At 50.7% G+C, this 18,267-nt stretch carries 15 protein-coding genes and 3 tRNA genes; 4 read left to right on the forward strand and 14 right to left on the reverse strand.

Annotation, left to right across the window (positions count from 1 at the left end; all coding sequences use genetic code 11):
• Window position 1: 1 nt before the first annotated feature.
• The 8 genes from IO95_RS09735 to nagB form a co-directional block, all read right to left on the reverse strand.
• Window positions 2–76 (reverse strand) — tRNA-Gln (locus IO95_RS09735).
• Window positions 77–104: 28 nt separating this feature from the next.
• Window positions 105–189 (reverse strand) — tRNA-Leu (locus tag IO95_RS09740).
• 9 nt (window positions 190–198) lie between these two features.
• Window positions 199–275 (reverse strand) — tRNA-Met (locus IO95_RS09745).
• A 202-nt stretch (window positions 276–477) separates the two neighbouring features.
• Window positions 478–2,142 (reverse strand): asparagine synthase B, encoded by a 1,665-nt coding sequence (gene asnB, locus IO95_RS09750; RefSeq protein WP_023490627.1) that lies wholly within the window; start codon window positions 2,140–2,142, stop codon window positions 478–480.
• A gap of 288 nt (window positions 2,143–2,430) precedes the next feature.
• Entirely contained in the window at window positions 2,431–3,183 is a 753-nt protein-coding gene (locus IO95_RS09755) for an HAD-IIA family hydrolase (protein WP_023490628.1), read from the reverse strand.
• Between the two features lie 246 nt (window positions 3,184–3,429).
• Window positions 3,430–4,668, reverse strand: a complete 1,239-nt coding sequence (locus tag IO95_RS09765) for an N-acetylglucosamine repressor (RefSeq protein ID WP_023490629.1) — start codon at window positions 4,666–4,668, stop codon at window positions 3,430–3,432.
• Window positions 4,669–4,936: 268 nt separating this feature from the next.
• A complete protein-coding gene (nagA, locus tag IO95_RS09770; RefSeq protein WP_023490630.1) occupies window positions 4,937–6,091 on the reverse strand; it encodes an N-acetylglucosamine-6-phosphate deacetylase in 1,155 nt (384 codons plus the stop codon).
• A gap of 18 nt (window positions 6,092–6,109) precedes the next feature.
• Window positions 6,110–6,910 carry a glucosamine-6-phosphate deaminase gene (gene nagB / locus IO95_RS09775; RefSeq protein ID WP_023490631.1) on the reverse strand — a complete coding sequence of 267 codons (801 nt, stop codon included), beginning with the start codon at window positions 6,908–6,910 and terminating at the stop codon, window positions 6,110–6,112.
• A gap of 392 nt (window positions 6,911–7,302) precedes the next feature.
• Here nagB and nagE point away from each other — a divergent pair, with 392 nt between their 5' ends.
• On the forward strand, window positions 7,303–9,336 hold the full coding sequence (gene nagE / locus IO95_RS09780) for an N-acetylglucosamine-specific PTS transporter subunit IIBC (RefSeq protein ID WP_023490632.1): 2,034 nt from the start codon (window positions 7,303–7,305) through the stop codon (window positions 9,334–9,336).
• 188 nt (window positions 9,337–9,524) lie between these two features.
• Complete coding sequence (gene glnS, locus IO95_RS09785; protein ID WP_023490633.1) at window positions 9,525–11,189, forward strand: glutamine--tRNA ligase; 1,665 nt, start codon at window positions 9,525–9,527, stop codon at window positions 11,187–11,189.
• A gap of 142 nt (window positions 11,190–11,331) precedes the next feature.
• Here the strand turns inward: glnS and fur are convergent, their stop codons facing one another.
• The 4 genes from fur to ybfF all read right to left on the reverse strand — a co-directional run bounded on the left by fur (window position 11,332) and on the right by ybfF (window position 14,146).
• Complete coding sequence (gene fur, locus IO95_RS09790) at window positions 11,332–11,778, reverse strand: ferric iron uptake transcriptional regulator (protein WP_023490634.1); 447 nt, start codon at window positions 11,776–11,778, stop codon at window positions 11,332–11,334.
• A gap of 362 nt (window positions 11,779–12,140) precedes the next feature.
• A complete protein-coding gene (gene fldA / locus IO95_RS09795; RefSeq protein ID WP_023490635.1) occupies window positions 12,141–12,680 on the reverse strand; it encodes a flavodoxin FldA in 540 nt (179 codons plus the stop codon).
• Window positions 12,681–12,850: 170 nt separating this feature from the next.
• Entirely contained in the window at window positions 12,851–13,138 is a 288-nt protein-coding gene (ybfE, locus tag IO95_RS09800; protein ID WP_023490636.1) for a LexA regulated protein, read from the reverse strand.
• Between the two features lie 234 nt (window positions 13,139–13,372).
• The gene (gene ybfF / locus IO95_RS09805) at window positions 13,373–14,146 is read right to left on the reverse strand and encodes an esterase (protein WP_023490637.1); all 774 of its coding nucleotides are present in this window, start codon (window positions 14,144–14,146) and stop codon (window positions 13,373–13,375) included.
• Between the two features lie 270 nt (window positions 14,147–14,416).
• Here ybfF and seqA point away from each other — a divergent pair, with 270 nt between their 5' ends.
• A complete protein-coding gene (gene seqA, locus IO95_RS09810) occupies window positions 14,417–14,950 on the forward strand; it encodes a replication initiation negative regulator SeqA (protein ID WP_023490638.1) in 534 nt (177 codons plus the stop codon).
• 78 nt (window positions 14,951–15,028) lie between these two features.
• Window positions 15,029–16,672, forward strand: coding sequence for a phosphoglucomutase (alpha-D-glucose-1,6-bisphosphate-dependent) (gene pgm / locus IO95_RS09815; RefSeq protein WP_023490639.1), 1,644 nt, complete (start codon window positions 15,029–15,031; stop codon window positions 16,670–16,672).
• Window positions 16,673–16,727: 55 nt separating this feature from the next.
• Here the strand turns inward: pgm and IO95_RS09820 are convergent, their stop codons facing one another.
• A complete protein-coding gene (locus tag IO95_RS09820) occupies window positions 16,728–17,504 on the reverse strand; it encodes a heme ABC transporter ATP-binding protein (protein WP_023490640.1) in 777 nt (258 codons plus the stop codon).
• Window positions 17,501–18,267: iron ABC transporter permease (locus IO95_RS09825; RefSeq protein WP_037385095.1), on the reverse strand; the 767-nt coding region annotated here is incomplete at its 5' end. The genes IO95_RS09820 and IO95_RS09825, both read right to left, overlap by 4 nt.

The following is an 18,267-nucleotide window of genomic DNA, read 5'->3' on the forward strand; positions in this document are numbered from 1 at the left end:
ATGGCTGGGGTACCTGGATTCGAACCAGGGAATGCCGGTATCAAAAACCGGTGCCTTACCGCTTGGCGATACCCCACCTGCTGTATACACAACGACGAAAGAGATGGTGCGGGAGGCGAGACTTGAACTCGCACACCTTGCGGCGCTAGAACCTAAATCTAGTGCGTCTACCAATTTCGCCACTCCCGCAAAAAAAAGTGGTGGCTACGACGGGATTCGAACCTGTGACCCCATCATTATGAGTGATGTGCTCTAACCAACTGAGCTACGTAGCCATCTTTTTTGCGTTACCTTCATCGGCGTTGCGGGGCGCATTATGCGTATATGGTCGTTTTGCGTCAACTAATTTTTTCCCGAAAAAGCGACTGAGTGTGTTGTTTGTCTGGGTTGTGAACAGTCTGTCTATAAAATAGACAAATAAAAGAATTACTGCTGAAAAACATCAACAAAAGGGGGAGTCGTCTCCCCCATGAGATATCACTGATAGGCGGATTGGTGTACCCCTACCGCTCGGCCAGACGGGTCGTCCATCTTTTTGAAGGACTCATCCCATTCAATGGCTTTGGCCGACGAACAGGCGACGGAGGGGCCACCGGGAACACATTCGGCGGCGCTGGGCAGAGGGAATAACTGTTCGAAAATGTCACGATACAGGTAACCTTCTTTTGACGTCGGCGTATTGTATGGGAAGCGGAATTGAGCTGTTTCCAACTGTTGATCGCTGATCTGTTTGGCGGCCACTTCTTTTAAAGTATCAATCCAACTGTAGCCAACCCCATCAGAAAACTGCTCTTTCTGGCGCCAGGCGACGCTGGCTGGCAGATAAGACTCGAAACATTCACGGAGAATGTGTTTTTCCATTTTGCCGTTGCCGCACATTTTGTCTTTCGGGTTGATGCGCATGGCCACATCGAGAAATTTTTTGTCCAGGAAGGGAACACGGGCTTCGACTCCCCAGGCCGACATGGCTTTGTTGGCACGTGCGCAGTCGTACATATGCAGTGCCAATAGCTTACGCACCGTCTCTTCATGGAACTCTTTGGCATTGGGGGCTTTATGGAAGTATAAATAACCACCAAATACTTCATCGGCACCTTCCCCTGATAGCACCATTTTAATGCCCATCGCCTTGATTTTACGGGACATCAGGTACATCGGTGTTGAGGCGCGAATCGTGGTCACATCATAAGTTTCAATATGGTAAATCACATCACGGATGGCATCGAGCCCCTCTTGTACCGTGAAGTGAAGCTCATGGTGTACCGTGCCGAGGTGATTAGCCACCTGTTGCGCCGCTGCCAGATCCGGTGAACCCTCCAGGCCAACGGCAAAGGAGTGCAGTTGCGGCCACCAGGCTTCGCTACGCTCATCATCTTCCACACGACGGGCGGCATATTTTTTGGTAATGGCCGAGATCACGGAGGAATCTAGCCCGCCAGAAAGCAGCACCCCATAGGGGACATCGGACATCAGGTGGCTTTTCACTGACTCTTCCAATGCATCACGCAGTGCATTGGCGTCAGTGGTGTTATCGGCCACATTAGCAAAGTCGAACCAGTCGCGCTGATAATATTGGCGAATTTCTCCCTCTTGGCTCCAGAGATAGCTACCCGCCGGGAACTCTTTGATGCTGCGACATATCGGTACCAGCGCTTTCATTTCAGAAGCCACAAACAGGTTGCCATGTTCATCATGCCCCATATAGAGCGGGATGATACCCAGATGGTCACGACCAATCAGATAAGCATCTTTTTCTGCATCATAGAGGGCGAAGGCAAACATGCCCTGCAGTTCATCCAGAAAGCCCGGTCCTTGTTCCTGATACAGCGCCAGGATCACTTCACAGTCGGAAGCGGTTTGGAATGCATAACGGTCACTTAATTGCTGGCGCAATGCCTGGTGATTATAAATTTCCCCGTTCACTGCCAAAATATGGTTACCTGCCGCGTTGTAGAGCGGTTGAGCGCCATGATTCACATCAACAATCGACAGGCGTTCATGAGCAAGAATCGCTTTATCACTGGCATAGATACCGGACCAGTCAGGGCCGCGGTGGCGCATCAGGCGCGACAACTCCAACGCTCTTTTACGCAATTCAAGCGGATCAGACTTCAGATCGAGCACGCCAAAAATAGAACACATAATGACTCTCCTCATACTCTTGATAAATTGATACCTGATGTTATTCATCTGGCTGGGCCGTGGGCATGATGATCACCCCATGGCTTTACTGATGATGAAAATGCGGCTAAACCTGGGGTGAATGCAAGAGATTTAACTTTATGACGGAAAAAATTTAGCAGAGAGGATTTATAATTAGCGAATATTCAGTTTTTAAGCTAAAAAACTATTGAATCGTTAATTTTTAAGTGGGGTGACCTGATTGCCTATGGTGCAGCCATGCCGCCATAAGCCATCAAGCCAGCCTGACTAAAAGATGCTGATATCAGCGACGGAAGGGTAGATGTAGCTGGGGCGGAATGGCATGTTTTCAACATCGTTCAGTGTAGAAACACCCGATAACACCAGTACGGTGGCTAAACCCGCCTGGAAGCCAGCCAGAATATCGGTGCGCAGGTTATCGCCAATAATCACCGTGTCCTCTGAGTGCGCCTGCATTTTATTCAGTGCCGCTCGGATAATCCACGGGCTGGGTTTACCCACGTAAAAAGGTTTACGTCCGGTGATCTTCTCAATAGGGGAGCAGAGTGCGCCGCAGGCAGGGACAAAACCGTGTCCATGGGTATCCGGATTGGTGGCAATAAAGCGCGCCCCATTACTGACGAAGTAGGCGGCTTTATGGATCATGTCCCAGTTGTAGGAGCGAGTCTCACCAACGATAACAAAGTCCGGATTGATGTCGGTAATGGTAAAACCGGCTTTATAGAGTTCATGGATCAGCGCGCCTTCACCGACCACATAGGCTTTTTTACCTTCCTGACGGCGCAGAAAATCCGCCGTGGCCATGGCTGAAGTGTAAAACGCGTTTTCTGGTACTTCCAACCCGGCGGCGCTAAAACGGTTAGCCAGGTCTTGTGCGGTTTGCGAAGGGTAGTTAGTCAACACCACCAACGGCATTCCTTTTTCCTGAATGCGCGCCAGAAACAGATCGGCACCGGCAATCGGAGTATTGTCATGCAATAACACGCCGTCGATGTCACATATCACATTTTTAATCGTCATGGTGGCTGGTTCTCATAGTGATGGTTCTTCCCCCGGCAACAGAGTTGCTATACCTATCGGCATTCAAGCTATACGGTATTGGCCGCAACATGGATGAACTTGGGTATACAAATATTGATGAGAAGCCATGCAGCGGTAGCCACAATAGCGGGTCATCAAGGCGGAAAGAGCAGAGCATAGCGGGTCTATATGTCCTCGACAATGGTTTAATCGATTTGTCGGCACGGGGCATGGCTGTAACCTGAATTAGTCATCGCAGATGGCGTGGCCTTCCAGTAACCGTTGTAGCAGTACGCCATTGAGCATTGCCCGTTTAACCAGGGCAAAAGCACCAATGGCGGAACGGTGATCAAGTGCTGAAGTGACCACCGGTAGATCCTTGCGGAACGCCTTTAGCACCTGGGTGTTGATACAGCGCTGAATAGCCGGTAGTAACACGTTCTTAGCTTCGATAATTTCGCCAGCAATCACCACTTTTTGCGGATTAAACAGGTTGATGGCGATGGCGACCGCTTTACCCAGGTAACGGCCAACATGTTCGATGACTTCACTGGCTAGGGGGTCACCCTGGTTGGCTGCTTTGCAGATAGCGCTGATACCGCAATCATCCGGCGTCAGTTTGCTGGGATAGCCCTGTGCCAGCAAGTGGCGCACGCGATTTTCGACAGCGGCATTGGCCGCGACAGTTTCCAGACAACCGAAATTACCGCAGTGGCAGCGCTCCCCCAACGGGTCGATTTGGATATGACCAATTTCACCCACGTTGCCATTGTTGCCGAGAAATATCTGGCCGTTAACGATGATCCCGGCCCCGGTACCCCGGTGCAGACGCACCAGAATGGAGTCTTCACAATCGCGAGTGGCGCCAAAATAGTGCTCGGCAAGGGCTAGGCTGCGGATATCGTGCCCGACAAAACTGGTGACGCTAAAACGCCGTTGCAGGCCGTCAACCAGTGCCCATTTATTGACAGTGATATGTGGCATGTAGTGAACGATGCCTAAAGCGGGGTCCACCAGACCGGGCAGAATAACCGCAATGGCGATCAGCTCGTGCAATTTGCGCTGATAACTGGTGAGAAACTGCTCAATGGCATGGAACAGGGCATTTTCCAGTGTTTCCTGTGTCCGTTCCGGCAAAGGATAGTGCTCCTCACCGAGGGACTTGCCGCTCATGTCATACAAGGTGATGGTGGCATCGTGCCGACCAAGGCGGACCGCCACCGTATGAAAATGGCGGGTTTCAGTCACAATGGAAATAGCACGGCGTCCACCGGTAGAGGCTTGCTGTTCAACTTCTTTGATCAGCCCACGCTCCAATAGCTGGCGAGTAATTTTAGTGATGCTGGCGGGAGCAAGTTGGCTAAGTTCAGCAATCTGAATGCGTGAAATAGGGCCTTGCTGGTCAATCAGGCGATAAACTGCGGCGCCATTGAGTTGCTTAACTAAATCAATATTCCCTATCTGCGTCTGTCCGCCACTCTTCATCAATAGATTTGCTCGCTAGTTGTCACTGGATATCAATTATACCCGTCACCAATGAAGCTGAAGCGGTGTTGGCTACAGTTATTCGCCTCTTCCCTAAGGCCCACCCCGTTGGGGCCGCTGCAAGCAGCGTTAAAATCCGTTAGAAATCACTTCTCTGTGATTTTCCCTTCGGGCCTGGCTTTGCCGCGTTACTCGGCCTAAGCCAGGCCTCGCTCTAAAGAGCCAGCACAAGCGCTGTTCAAAACGCAGCGCGTTTTGTCTCGCAACTTCATTGGGCTTGAGTATAAACCTCATGGCCGTTAACCCAGGTTTGCGTAACCTGGTAATCGCGGGTGAAGGCGGTCAGGTTGGCCACTTTGCCGGCGGTGATAGAACCCAAACGCCGCTCTACGCCAATGGCCCGTGCCGGATACAGTGTTGCCATACGCAGTGCTTCGTCCAGAGCGATACCCGCATGCTCCACGGTGTTACGCACCGCGTCGATCATCGTCAGAGCGGAACCACTTAGCGTACCGTTTTCATCAACACATAATCCATCACGATAGTATATGGTTTTGCCAGCAAAAATAAATTGGTCTATATCCGCTCCGGCAGGTGCGGTGGCATCTGTCACCAGCACCAATTTGTCACCTTTGAGCCGTTTGGCATTACGAATACTCGCCCAGGCGACATGGTGGCCATCGGCTATGATACCGGTATAGACGTCTGGCGTATCAAAAATGGCCCCGACCAAGCCAGGTTCACGGCCAGTAATGTAGGGCATGGCATTATAGAGGTGGGTGGCGAAGGTACACCCAGCCGCGAAGCCGTTACGCGCTTGCTGATAAGTGGCATTAGAGTGCCCCGAAGAAACCACAATACCGGCGTCCGCCAGTTGTTTAATCACTTGGGGCTCAACCATTTCCGGAGCCAAGGTCACTTTGGTGATGACATCGGCATTGGCCCACAGATAGTCGATCATCTCAGTGGTTGGCTGGCGGATAAACGCCGGGTTGTGTGTGCCTTTTTTTACCGGGCTCAGGTAAGGGCCTTCCAGGTGCAAACCCAGCGCTTGATTGGGATGCTTTTGCAGATAAGCACGCATAACATTGACGGCGTGCTTCATAAAATCGTCACTGCAGGTGATCAGCGTAGGCAGATAGCTGGTACAACCGGATTTCTCGTTGGCGCGCTGCATGATTTCCAGTGTTTCTTCTGAAATAGCGTCAAGGGAATCGTTAAATTGCACACCGCCACAGCCATTAAGCTGCACGTCAATAAAACCGGGGGCTAACATGGCACCACCCAGATCACGAGTTTCGATACCTTCCGGTAACTCAGCCAGTGGGCAGACCTGGTCAATCAGGCCACCAGCAACGACCACGGCATGGTCATCAAGTATATCGTGACCAGTGAAGATCCGGCATTGGGTTAAAGCAAACATGTAGCCCCCTATAAAAATTTAAAGACTATTAACGCTTTCCGCTTCTAATTCGCGGAAGTATTTCACGGTTTTCACTTTCAGTTCCATAGTGGAAGGTTCATCACACACCACTACAGACTTAGGATGCAGTTGCAGGCAACTGATGGTCCACAGGTGGTTAATACAGCCTTCCACTGCCGCTTCCAGCGCCTGAGCTTTGCCACGGCCAGTCACCAGAATCATCACTTCTTCCGCATCCAACAGCGTACCCACACCCACCGTCAGGGCATACTTGGGTACCAGGCTGACATCACCGCCGAAGAAACGTGAGTTGGCAATACGCGTCTCTTCGGTCAGTGTTTTGATCCGGGTACGCGAAGCCAGAGAAGAAGCGGGTTCGTTAAAAGCAATGTGCCCATCAACCCCCACGCCCCCCATAAACAGGTTAACTTTACCGTAAGATTTCATTTTTTCTTCGTACAGACGGCACTCTTCGTTAACATCTGGCGCGTTACCATCCAGCAGATTGATATTTTCATCTGGAATATCAATATGATCAAAGAAATTATTATACATGAATGAGTGATAGCTTTCCGGGTGTTCCTGCGGTAGGCCGACATATTCATCCATATTAAAAGTGACCACGTGCTTGAAGCTGACTTCACCCGCTTTATGCATCGCAATCAGGTGTTTATAGGCTTCCAACGGGGTGCCACCAGTAGGTAGGCCAAGTACGAATGGGCGATCAGCCGTTGGGTTGAATGCATTAATCCGCTGGACGATGTGGCGTGCAGCCCATTTGCCGACGTGTGCGGTATCTTGTAGGGGGATCAGTCTCATTGTACACCTCTTGGTAGAATAAACCTTAGCCAAACCCGTGGTTATTCAAGTTGCAGCACCTGACTTTGCTATTGCCTTCCTGCAACGTGAATGAACTAGGGTATAATACTCTGTAAGCGTAACTTAGCTTTATGACGTTCGCGTAGGCATTACGCTCAGTGATTTTTTGTATGATAAAATAAGTTTTGTATTATGGCTAGCATTCTGCGGATTAAAGCGTGCTTTAAAGTGATTCAAATCACAAAAACAGCGGTTTTAATTTGCGATGCGAAATATTTTTTTTACACTCCATCATGCGTAATTAGCACCATACAAAATGATTTCTAAAAAGTAGTGAACTTGCTTAATAAACTACTAAATCAGGTCCGTTTGCGGACCAAATAGGGGGAAGGGTGAATATTCTTAGTTATCTACAAAAAATTGGCCGGGCCTTGATGGTTCCGGTGGCGACATTGCCAGCCGCCGCCATCTTGATGGGGGTGGGCTACTGGATTGATCCTGTCGGTTGGGGCGGTGACAACGCACTGGCCGCATTGCTGATCAAATCGGGTGCGGCGATTATCGACAATATGGCGGTGCTGTTTGCTGTGGGTGTGGCTTATGGTATGTCAAAAGATAAAGACGGGGCAGCGGCGCTGACCGGTTTTGTTGGCTTCCTGGTATTAACCACCCTGTGTTCACCGGCTGCGGTGTCGATGATCCAGAAAATCCCGGTTGATCAAGTACCGGTGGCATTTGGTAAAATTGAGAACCAGTTTGTGGGTATTCTGGTGGGGATCATCTCTGCTGAGGTTTATAACCGTTTCAGCGGTGTTGAACTGCCCAAAGCACTGTCGTTCTTCAGTGGCCGCCGTTTAGTACCTATTTTGATCTCCTTCCTGATGATTCTGGTTGCTTTTATCATGATGTACGTCTGGCCGGTAGTGTTTGGTGGCCTGGTGAACTTTGGTGAGCATATCCAGAAACTGGGTTCGGCGGGGGCGGGTATCTACGCCTTCTTTAACCGTTTATTAATTCCGGTTGGCTTACACCATGCACTGAACTCGGTGTTCTGGTTTGATGTGGCTGGCATCAATGATATTCCTAACTTCTTGGGTGGTCAGCAATCCATTGAATCTGGCAAGGGCATTGTCGGAATTACTGGGCGTTATCAGGCTGGTTTCTTCCCGATCATGATGTTTGGTTTGCCGGGCGCCGCCTTGGCCATTTACCACTGTGCTCGCCCGGAGAATAAAGCCAAAGTGCTGGGGATTATGCTGGCAGGGGCGTTTGCCTCTTTCTTCACCGGTATCACCGAGCCGCTGGAATTCTCCTTTATGTTTGTTGCCCCAGTACTGTATGTGATCCACGCAGTGCTGACGGGTATTTCAGTATTTATTGCCGCCAGTATGCAGTGGATTGCCGGTTTCGGCTTCAGTGCGGGTCTGGTGGATATGTTCTTGTCAACACGCAATCCGCTGGCAACTCAGTGGTATATGCTGATACCGCAAGGTTTGGTGTTCTTTGCTATCTATTACGTGGTGTTCCGTTTCACTATCAGCAAGTTTAATCTGCTGACTCCGGGTCGTGAACTGGCGGTTGCCGGTGATGAGGCTGATGGTTATGACGTGGATACCAGTGTAAATAAAGATGAAAATGAAATCACCACTTTGGCACGCCGTTATGTGAGCGCCATTGGCGGCTCTGAAAACCTCACTGGCATTGATGCCTGTATTACTCGTCTGCGTCTGAATGTAAAAGATTCAGCACGGGTGAATGATGCTATGGCAAAACGTTTGGGTGCTTCGGGTGTGATTCGCCTGAATAAGCAAAGCGTGCAGATTATCGTTGGTACTCGTGCCGAACTGATCGCCAGCGCGATGGGTCAGGTGGTGGCATCAGGCCCAGTTGCGGCAGCGGCTGACCCCGCAGTGGCCGCTGCTACGGCTGAAGTCAAACCGCAAGCGGTACTTAATACCAATAAAGTTCTGTTCCAAGCGCTGGTTGCCCCGGTTACCGGTGAAATTGTGGCACTGGACCAAGTGCCGGATGAAGCCTTCGCCAGTAAAGCGGTGGGTGACGGTGTGGCGATTCGCCCAACGGATAAAACCGTGGTGGCACCTGCAGATGGCACCGTGGTGAAGATTTTCAATACCAATCATGCCTTCTGCCTGGAAACTGAAAAAGGTGCAGAAATCGTGGTGCATATGGGTATCGACACCGTGGCGCTCAATGGTCAGGGCTTTAAACGCCTGGTCGAAGAAGGGGCGGTAGTGAAAGCCGGTCAGCCGATTCTGGAACTGGACCTGGATTACCTGAATGCCCATGCCCGCTCAATGATAAGCCCGGTGGTGGTCAGCAATGCTGATGATTATGCTGGGTTGACGGCCTTGGCCAGCGGCCATGTGGTTGCAGGTGAGACCAAACTGTTCGAAATCCAAAAATAAGTGGGTTAATCGTGTTGGGCACCTCATAAGGTGCCAATAACCTTGGCGGGAAAAGAGCGATCTTTTCCCGTTTTTTTATTTTTGATGCTGATAACCTGCTTTCTGGTGCAACAAACGGTTGTTTCCAACCGTGGCTTGTTGGAATATATGCGGTTATCAGTGGTGCGTTGTATTTGAGGAATCATGATATGAGTGAGGCAGAAGTCCGCCCAACCAATTTTATCCGTCAGATTATTGATGAAGATCTGGCGACCGGGAAGCACCAGTCGGTACATACTCGTTTCCCGCCAGAGCCGAATGGCTATTTGCATATCGGCCATGCTAAATCCATTTGCCTAAACTTTGGCATTGCCAAAGATTATCAAGGCCAATGTAATCTCCGTTTTGATGACACCAACCCGGTCAAAGAAGATATCGAGTTTGTTGACTCTATCAAGCAGGATGTCGAGTGGTTGGGCTTTAAATGGGACGGGGCGATTCGTTATTCCTCAGACTATTTCGATCAACTGCATCAGTATGCCGTTGAACTGATCAACAAGGGTTTAGCCTATGTTGATGAATTAACGCCAGAACAGATCCGTGAATATCGCGGTACCTTGACCGCACCGGGTAAAGACAGCCCCTATCGCAACCGTTCGGTTGCCGAGAACCTGGCGCTATTTGAAAAAATGCGCAATGGCGAGTTTGCCGAGGGCCAAGCCTGTTTGCGCGCGAAAATCGATATGGCATCGCCATTTATCGTGATGCGCGATCCGGTCATTTACCGTATCAAGTTTGCCCATCACCACCAGACAGCGAACAAGTGGTGTATCTATCCGATGTACGATTTCACCCACTGCATTTCCGATGCACTGGAGGAGATCACGCATTCGCTATGTACACTGGAGTTCCAGGATAACCGCCGGTTGTACGACTGGGTGCTGGATAATATTTCTATCCCATGCCACCCGCGCCAGTATGAGTTCTCGCGGCTCAATCTTGAGTACGCCATTATGTCCAAGCGCAAACTGAGCCAACTGGTATCAGAGAAAGTGGTGGAAGGTTGGGATGATCCCCGCATGCCGACCATTTCCGGGTTGCGCCGTCGTGGTTACACTGCCGCTTCTATTCGCGAGTTTTGCCTGCGTATTGGCGTAACCAAGCAGGATAATAACGTTGAGATGGCAGCACTGGAGTCCTGTATCCGTGAAGACCTCAATGAACATGCGCCGCGCGCCATGGCTGTGCTGGATCCGGTCAAAGTGGTGATTGAAAACATGTCGGATGCTGTGGAGACGCTGACCGTACCTAACCATCCGAATAAACCGGAAATGGGCTCACGGGAAGTGCCATTCAGCCGTGAAGTTTATATTGATCGTGCTGACTTCCGTGAGGAAGCCAATAAGCAGTATAAGCGCCTGGTACTGGGGAAAGAGGTTCGCCTGCGTAACGCCTATGTCATCAAAGCGGAGCGTATAGAGAAAGATGCTGCGGGTGAGATCACCACCATTTTTTGTACCTACGACCCGCAAACCCTGGGTAAAGATCCTGCTGATGGCCGCAAGGTGAAAGGGGTGATTCATTGGGTTTCTGTAGCCCATGCCATACCCGCAGAAATTCGCCTGTATGATCGCTTGTTCAGTGTGACTAACCCGGGGGCGGCAGAGGATTTCCTCTCTACCATTAATTCGCAGTCACTGGTGATCAAGCCAGGTTTTGTTGAAGCCAGTCTGCGCACTGCCGAGCCGGAAAACGCCTATCAGTTTGAGCGTGAAGGTTATTTTTGTGCTGATAGCCGCTATTCCTCAGCGGATCATCTGGTATTTAACCGGACGGTGGGTTTGCGTGATACCTGGGCCAAGATGGATATATAATCCGGCTGAAACGGGTAACAGCGCGGTCCCTTATGGGCTGCGCTGTCATTCAGTCAATAGGCTTGCGGTTTAAAGGGCATCTTAAATGGAACAGCAAACAGCATCGCTGCTTGCTTAATGGGAACAACCTGATAGCGCTCGGTTATTTCTCGCTGTGCAGTGCTTCATTGTTACGGCAATCACCGGTTTCACAATGACCATACAGGTATAAACTGTGGTTGGTGAGTTTAATATTATACCGTTTGGCGATATCCCGTTGGCGTGCCTCAATGGACTCGTCACTAAACTCGATCACTTTGCCGCAATCCAGGCAAATTAGGTGGTCGTGATGATGTTGCTGGGTTAATTCGAAGACTGACTTGCCACCTTCAAAACTGTGACGGGTGACAATACCGGCATCATCAAACTGATTGAGTACCCGATAAACCGTAGCCAGACCAATCTCTTCCCCGAGGTCGATCAGTTTTTTGTACAGGTCTTCAGCACTGACGTGATGACATTTTGGATCCTGCAGTATTTCAAGGATTTTAAGTCGTGGAAGCGTGACTTTTAAGCCGGCTTTTTTCAATGCGCTATTGTTATCAGTCATGCGGGTTCAGTCCTGTTATTATGCTAATCAAACACGGTACTAATCAATGCTGAGCAGTTCCCGCTTATGATGCCGGGCTGGCGCAAAGACGTAATTGCGTCTCATTATAGAACCGGTTGACGTAAATAGGAACCGCTGGTTGTTCACAAAGGCCTAGTTGTTCACCAAGGTATTGCTCACCAAGACATTGCTCACCCAGACCTCTCTACACGTGACTTGGTTGATTTAACCGACAAAGTGGTGGTTTTTGGCTTTATCGCAGCGGTCATCTTACGCCAAGAGGCCCTGTAGAGCCTCTTGGTGCGGTCAACGTATTAATTGTTGAACCTGTTATTGTAGAACCGGTTTGGTGCAATCCAGGCTTAACCGATGATCTCCGCCAGGCTGAGTTCTTCACAGATCTGTTGGACCCAGGCTGCTACGCGCTCGTTGGTTAATTCAGGTTGACGATCTTCATCGATGGCTAGACCAATAAAGTGGTTGTCGTCTGCTAACCCCTTAGAGGCTTCGAAATGGTAACCCTTGGTTGGCCAGTTACCTACAATCACTGCACCGCGTGGTTCAATGATATCGCGCAGTGTCCCCATCGCATCGCAGAAATACTCTGCATAGTCTTCTTGATCACCGCAGCCGAATAGCGCCACCAACTTACCGTTGAAGTCAACCTCTTCCAGTGTGGGAAAGAAATCATCCCAGTCACATTGCGCTTCGCCGTAATACCAAGTGGGGATCCCGAACAGCAGAATATCAAATGCGGCCAGATCTTCTTTGCTGCTTTTGGCGATGTCGTGAAGTTCTGCAACATCGTTACCGTATTTTTGATGGAGGGTCTTCTGGATCATCTTGGCAATGTTTTCGGTATTGCCAGTATCGCTGCCAAAGAAAATACCTACATGAGCCATATTGCGAATAACCTTTTAATTCAATTTGTTGTGTTGCTTAAATGTGGTGTGAGATTTACCTGAGGTATCGTCTCCACCCGTAAATAGACCCCTATCATGCCAGAGATTTACCCTGCGGTTATATCACATTTATGTGATGCTCTGGGCTATAGGGGTACTGGCATCACCGTTCATGCTTCAAGCTGTTCTTCTGCCAGTTGTGTTAACAGCATTTGTTCAATTAATTCACTGCGGCTGATATTGCGCAGATCCGCCAGTTTATTCAACGCATCCACGGCCTCGGCGTTGATTTTCAGTTCTACACGCCGTAATCCCCGTACTTTGTCACGCCGTAGTTGATTGCGCTTATTGATCTTAAGCTGTTCATCACGGGAAAGCGGGTTGGTTTTCGGGCGTCCCGGGCGGCGTTCATCTGCAAACAGATCTAGCGTTGTACGGTCCGTATATTCTTTTGCCATTATTGCTTTACTGCAAAGGAGTTGGTATCAAAAAACGTTTTCACGCTTCCAGACGGTTTGGTTAACACCAATACCCTGGTTTATTCAAATTGCAGCGGCCAAACCAACACCTGACAACTTGAACCCTATTCAGGATAGCGCGCCATCTTACCCTAGCAGGGGGAATGACGACAATGCTTAACTTGGCTTACAACAGCCTAGTTCATTGGGCTGGAGAGATATCGTCATCGTCCTTCAGGGTTGGTCAATAAAACGGTGGATGGCCCTTAATACGGCTTCGGGTTTTTCTGCATGTACCCAATGGCCGCAACCCGCGACCACATAAGAACGGGCCTGCGGAAACTGGCTGGCGATGTGGTCGCGATAGCTATCCTGAATATAAGGGGAGAGTGCACCACGGATAAACAGGATAGGATGCGGCCAGGTGGGCACCTCCTGCCAGCCGATAATTGAGGGATATTGCGCCATGAGTACCGGCAAATTGAAGCGCCAACTGCCAGCCTGGAAAGACTTTAGCAAGAACTGGATCACCCCTTCTTCCGGCAATATCTCGCGCATCCGCTGAGCCGCTTGTTGGCGCTGGGTTATCCCTGCCTCGCTGACGGCCTGTAGTGCATGGAACACTTTATCGTGGCGGCGGGTGTGCTGGTAGTCGACGGGTGCGATATCAATCACCACTAAGCGGTCAATTCGCTTAGGGGCAAGCGCAGTCAGTGCCATAGCCACCTTCCCCCCCATGGAGTGGCCGATGACAATGGCTTTCTCTATTTGCAAATCGTCTAACAGCGTGAGCAGATCTTGCGCCATGGCCTGATAAGTCATCTCTGCCGCGCGGGGAGAAAGCCCATGATTGCGTAGATCGACTTTAATGACGTTATGTTGATGATTGAGGTCACGTGCCAATATGCCAAGATTATCCAGGTTACCGAACAGGCCGTGCAGGAGTATCACTGGCAGATTGGTGGGGGTTGCCACCTCAGCCGTGAGCAATTGATAGTGTAATTTCATGGGAAAACCGGTGCATTAGAAATAGGGGGTCAGCTTATCATAACCTCACTCACAATTGCCGTGGGTAAAGTTGGATGTCAGTCTAGAGTCTGTTACTCTAATTCAAGTTGGTGAAACACTATAAAACCAGATGGTTACCAAATGGTAGGTTTTACGCCTTGGCATATTGCAATATGCCAGGTAACCACGTTGTGCTGCCACCCCGGCGGTTTGCAATAAAACGAACATAAAAAATTATAAAATCTAATAGAATCACTGTATTGGGTGAAAATGAAAACGATTGAAGTCGACGAGGATCTTTACCGCTATATTGCCAGCCATACGCAGCATATTGGGGAAAGTGCGTCTGATATTTTACGGCGTATGCTGAAGTTTACTGGCGAGCAGCCTGAGCCTATCGCTCCCATTACTGCAGGCCAGCCGGTGGTGGTTGCCACTCAGAAGCAACGCTCGCTTGATCCGCTGCGTGTGATGCGCGAACTTTTGCGGTCAGAGGAATATGCACAACAACAGAAAGCAGTAAATCGCTTTCTGCTACTACTGTCCACTTTGTACCGGTTGGATGCGGCTGATTTTTCCGCCGCAACGGAAGCCCTGCGCGGCCGTACCCGCACTTATTTTGCTGGCGATCAGCAAACTTTGCTGGCCAATGGTACGCATACCAAACCAAAACAGGTTCCAGGGACACCCTATTGGGTGATCACCAACACCAATACTGGCCGCAAACGCAGTATGATCGAACATATCATGCAAGCCATGCAGTTCCCGGTGGAGCTGATCGAAAAAGTTTGCGATACCATCTAATTTAGCAATCAGCCCGTCATGGTGGTCTGCAAGCGACTTATTGCCCGGCCACAGACTGGCATATTAGGGAGAGAGTCTATGGCGAATGACCCACGTGCTGGGCAACCAGCCCAACAAAGTGATTTGATCAACGTTGCCCAACTGACATCGCAATACTATGTGCTGCAACCGGAAGCCGGTAACCCAGCCCATGCGGTAAAATTTGGTACTTCAGGGCATCGTGGCAGTGCGTTACGTCAGAGTTTTAATGAAGCCCATATTTTGGCTATCGCCCAGGCGATTGCTGAAATGCGTAAGCAACTGGATATTCATGGCCCTTGCTATGTGGGCAAGGATACCCATGCTTTGTCTGAGCCAGCGTTTATTTCCGTGTTGGAAGTCTTAACCGCCAACGGTGTGGATGTGGTGGTGCAGGAAAATAATGGCTTTACCCCAACGCCAGCGGTGTCTCACGCCATTTTATGCTACAACCGCCAGGGCGGAGCGCAGGCTGATGGTATTGTCATCACGCCTTCGCACAATCCACCAGAAGATGGCGGCATTAAATATAATCCACCTAATGGTGGCCCAGCGGATACCAACCTGACGTCAGTGATCGAAAAACGTGCCAACGAGCTGTTAGCCCATCATTTGCAAGGTGTGCAGCGCCAATCGCTGGCAAAAGCCTGGAACAGTGGTCATCTGCATGCGCAGGATCTGGTACAGCCTTATGTCGCCGGGTTGGTGGATGTGGTTGATATGCCAGCGATTCAGCGTGCGGGTCTGAAGCTAGGTGTTGACCCGTTAGGCGGTTCTGGAATCGCCTACTGGCAACGCATTGCTGAACACTACAAACTGGATCTCACGCTGGTTAATAACTCCATCGACCAGACATTCCGTTTTATGCATCTCGACCATGATGGCATCATCCGCATGGACTGTTCATCCGAGTCTGCCATGGCGGGTTTACTGGCCCTGCGCGATAAGTTTGAACTGGCGTTTGCCAATGATCCCGATTATGACCGCCACGGTATTGTCACCCCGGCTGGCTTGATGAACCCTAACCATTACCTGGCGGTTGCCATTAATTATCTGTTCCAGCACCGTCCACAGTGGGGAGCCGATGTTGCCGTGGGTAAAACCTTGGTTTCCAGCGCTATGATTGACCGCGTGGTGGCAGATTTGGGCCGCAAGCTGGTGGAAGTGCCAGTCGGCTTCAAATGGTTTGTTGATGGCTTGTTTGATGGCAGCTTTGGTTTTGGTGGTGAAGAGAGTGCCGGGGCTTCATTCTTGCGCTTTAACGGTACGCCTTGGTCGACAGATAAAGACGGCATTATCATGTGCTTACTGGCAGCAGAAATCACCGCCGTCACCGGTGAGAACCCGCAATATCATTATAACCAGTTAGCCAAACGCTTTGGTGCTCCGAGTTATAACCGTATTCAGGCACCGGCAACTGCCGCGCAGAAAGCGGCACTCTCCAAGTTGTCACCAGAAATGGTGCAAGCCAGCACCTTGGCGGGAGACCCTATTACCGCGCGCCTGACTACGGCACCGGGTAACGGCGCTTCCATTGGCGGCCTGAAAGTGATGACCGACAATGGCTGGTTTGCGGCTCGGCCTTCCGGCACAGAAGAGGCGTACAAAATCTACTGTGAAAGTTTCCTCGGTGCTCAGCATCGCGAGAAAATCGAACACGAAGCGGTTGAAATTGTTAGCGCAGTATTGGCCGGCGCGAAATAGAGTCTATCTTTCTGACTATGCAGGTTGCAGCCCCACTGCTGCAACCTGCATTAAATCAAAACACCTGAATCACCCCTGACTGGGGATGCCGCATCAGGCTGACTTCGATACCAAATACCGTCTTCACTGCCGCAGGCGTCAATACCTGTTCTGGAGAACCCTCAGCATAACAGCGCCCCTGATGGAGCAGGATCAAGCGGTCAGCATAGCGGGCAGCCAGATTCAGATCATGCAGGATCACCAGCACGGCATGCCCCTGGCGCGCATAGTTGCTCACCTGTTGCAGTATCTGATGCTGGTATTTCAGATCAAGCGCGGAGGTCGGTTCATCCAGTAACAGTAAATTGGGCTGCCCGGTGGCGGTGTCATCCTGTAATTGCGCCAAGACCCGGGCTAAATGCACCCGTTGTTTTTCCCCTCCGGAAAGCGCGGGGTAAGGGCGATCAGCCAGATGTGTGGCCCCAACTTGTGCCAGGCAATGATCGGCGATACGCCGGTCTGCTTGTTGTCCGCTACGGTGTGGCAGGCGCCCTAACTGCACCACTTCATGACACAAAAAATCGAAATTCAGCGAAGATGACTGGGGTAAAATAGCCAGCCGTTTGGCTAACGCAGCACGTTGCCAATGTTGGCGTGGTTGCCCGAGGATCTCGATGTCTCCCTCATAGGGCAACTCACCGCCAATGCTATTGAATAGACTCGACTTGCCAGCGCCGTTACTGCCGAGGATGGCACTTAGGGTGCCAGCTTGTAACGTTAAGTTAATCTCTTGCAGGATTGGCCGGTTGCCACGACGCAGACTCAGATTACGCACGCTAAGTGCAGTGGTCATGGCAGGCTCCTTTTTTGTTGTAATAATAACCAGAGAAAGAAAGGTGCGCCGAGTAGGGCGGTGATAATACCGATCGGAATTTCTGCCGGAGGTGCCAGCAAACGAGCACCCACATCAGCCAGTAACAACAAAATGGCACCCCATAAGGCACTTAATGGCAGTAAGTGGCGGTAATCTGGGCCACAAACCAGACGGACCAGATGCGGAATGACTAGCCCGACAAACCCGATCATGCCAGCAACGGCAACACCGATACCGATGCCCATGGCACAACTGACGATCAGATACCGTTTCAGCGGTTCAACCGCAATGCCCAGATGGCGTGCTTCAGATTCCCCGAGCAGTAACGCATTTAATGCCGGTGCCTGCCGCTGAAAATAAACCAACAGCAGCAGCGCGGTGCTACCTGCAAGTGCGACCGAATGCCAACGAGCACCCGCCAGGGAGCCCATTTGCCACAAACTCAAATCACGCAGTTGCTGATCACTGGCGAGGTAACTCAACAGTCCTAGCCCGGCAAAGGCCATAGCACTGATAGCAATACCGGCCAGCAGGATCAGCGTCATGGAAGTACCAAAAGGCGAGCGCCCGATACGATAGACCAGCAAGGTGGTAAGCATACCGCAGATGAAGGCACTCAGTGCGTTGTAACCCAAGCTTACCCATTCAGGTAGCTGAGCAAGGGGGGGAAGTTTGCTACTAAACAGCGGCAATAACACAATAGCTACCCCAGCCCCCAGCGCGGCCCCACCACTGACCCCAA

It is taken from the genome of Serratia sp. DD3 (genome assembly GCF_000496755.2).

What these genes read in the sequence shown, in the direction of transcription:
- asnB (WP_023490627.1), bottom strand. Translation starts at nt 2,142, where the DNA reads ATGTGTTCTATTTTTGGCGTGCTCGATCTGAAGTCTGATCCGCTTGAA.
- IO95_RS09755 (WP_023490628.1), bottom strand. Translation starts at nt 3,183, where the DNA reads ATGACGATTAAAAATGTGATATGTGACATCGACGGCGTGTTATTGCAT.
- IO95_RS09765 (WP_023490629.1), bottom strand. Translation starts at nt 4,668, where the DNA reads ATGAAGAGTGGCGGACAGACGCAGATAGGGAATATTGATTTAGTTAAG.
- nagA (WP_023490630.1), bottom strand. Translation starts at nt 6,091, where the DNA reads ATGTTTGCTTTAACCCAATGCCGGATCTTCACTGGTCACGATATACTT.
- nagB (WP_023490631.1), bottom strand. Translation starts at nt 6,910, where the DNA reads ATGAGACTGATCCCCCTACAAGATACCGCACACGTCGGCAAATGGGCT.
- glnS (WP_023490633.1), top strand. Translation starts at nt 9,525, where the DNA reads ATGAGTGAGGCAGAAGTCCGCCCAACCAATTTTATCCGTCAGATTATT.
- fur (WP_023490634.1), bottom strand. Translation starts at nt 11,778, where the DNA reads ATGACTGATAACAATAGCGCATTGAAAAAAGCCGGCTTAAAAGTCACG.
- fldA (WP_023490635.1), bottom strand. Translation starts at nt 12,680, where the DNA reads ATGGCTCATGTAGGTATTTTCTTTGGCAGCGATACTGGCAATACCGAA.
- ybfE (WP_023490636.1), bottom strand. Translation starts at nt 13,138, where the DNA reads ATGGCAAAAGAATATACGGACCGTACAACGCTAGATCTGTTTGCAGAT.
- ybfF (WP_023490637.1), bottom strand. Translation starts at nt 14,146, where the DNA reads ATGAAATTACACTATCAATTGCTCACGGCTGAGGTGGCAACCCCCACC.
- seqA (WP_023490638.1), top strand. Translation starts at nt 14,417, where the DNA reads ATGAAAACGATTGAAGTCGACGAGGATCTTTACCGCTATATTGCCAGC.
- pgm (WP_023490639.1), top strand. Translation starts at nt 15,029, where the DNA reads ATGGCGAATGACCCACGTGCTGGGCAACCAGCCCAACAAAGTGATTTG.
- IO95_RS09820 (WP_023490640.1), bottom strand. Translation starts at nt 17,504, where the DNA reads ATGACCACTGCACTTAGCGTGCGTAATCTGAGTCTGCGTCGTGGCAAC.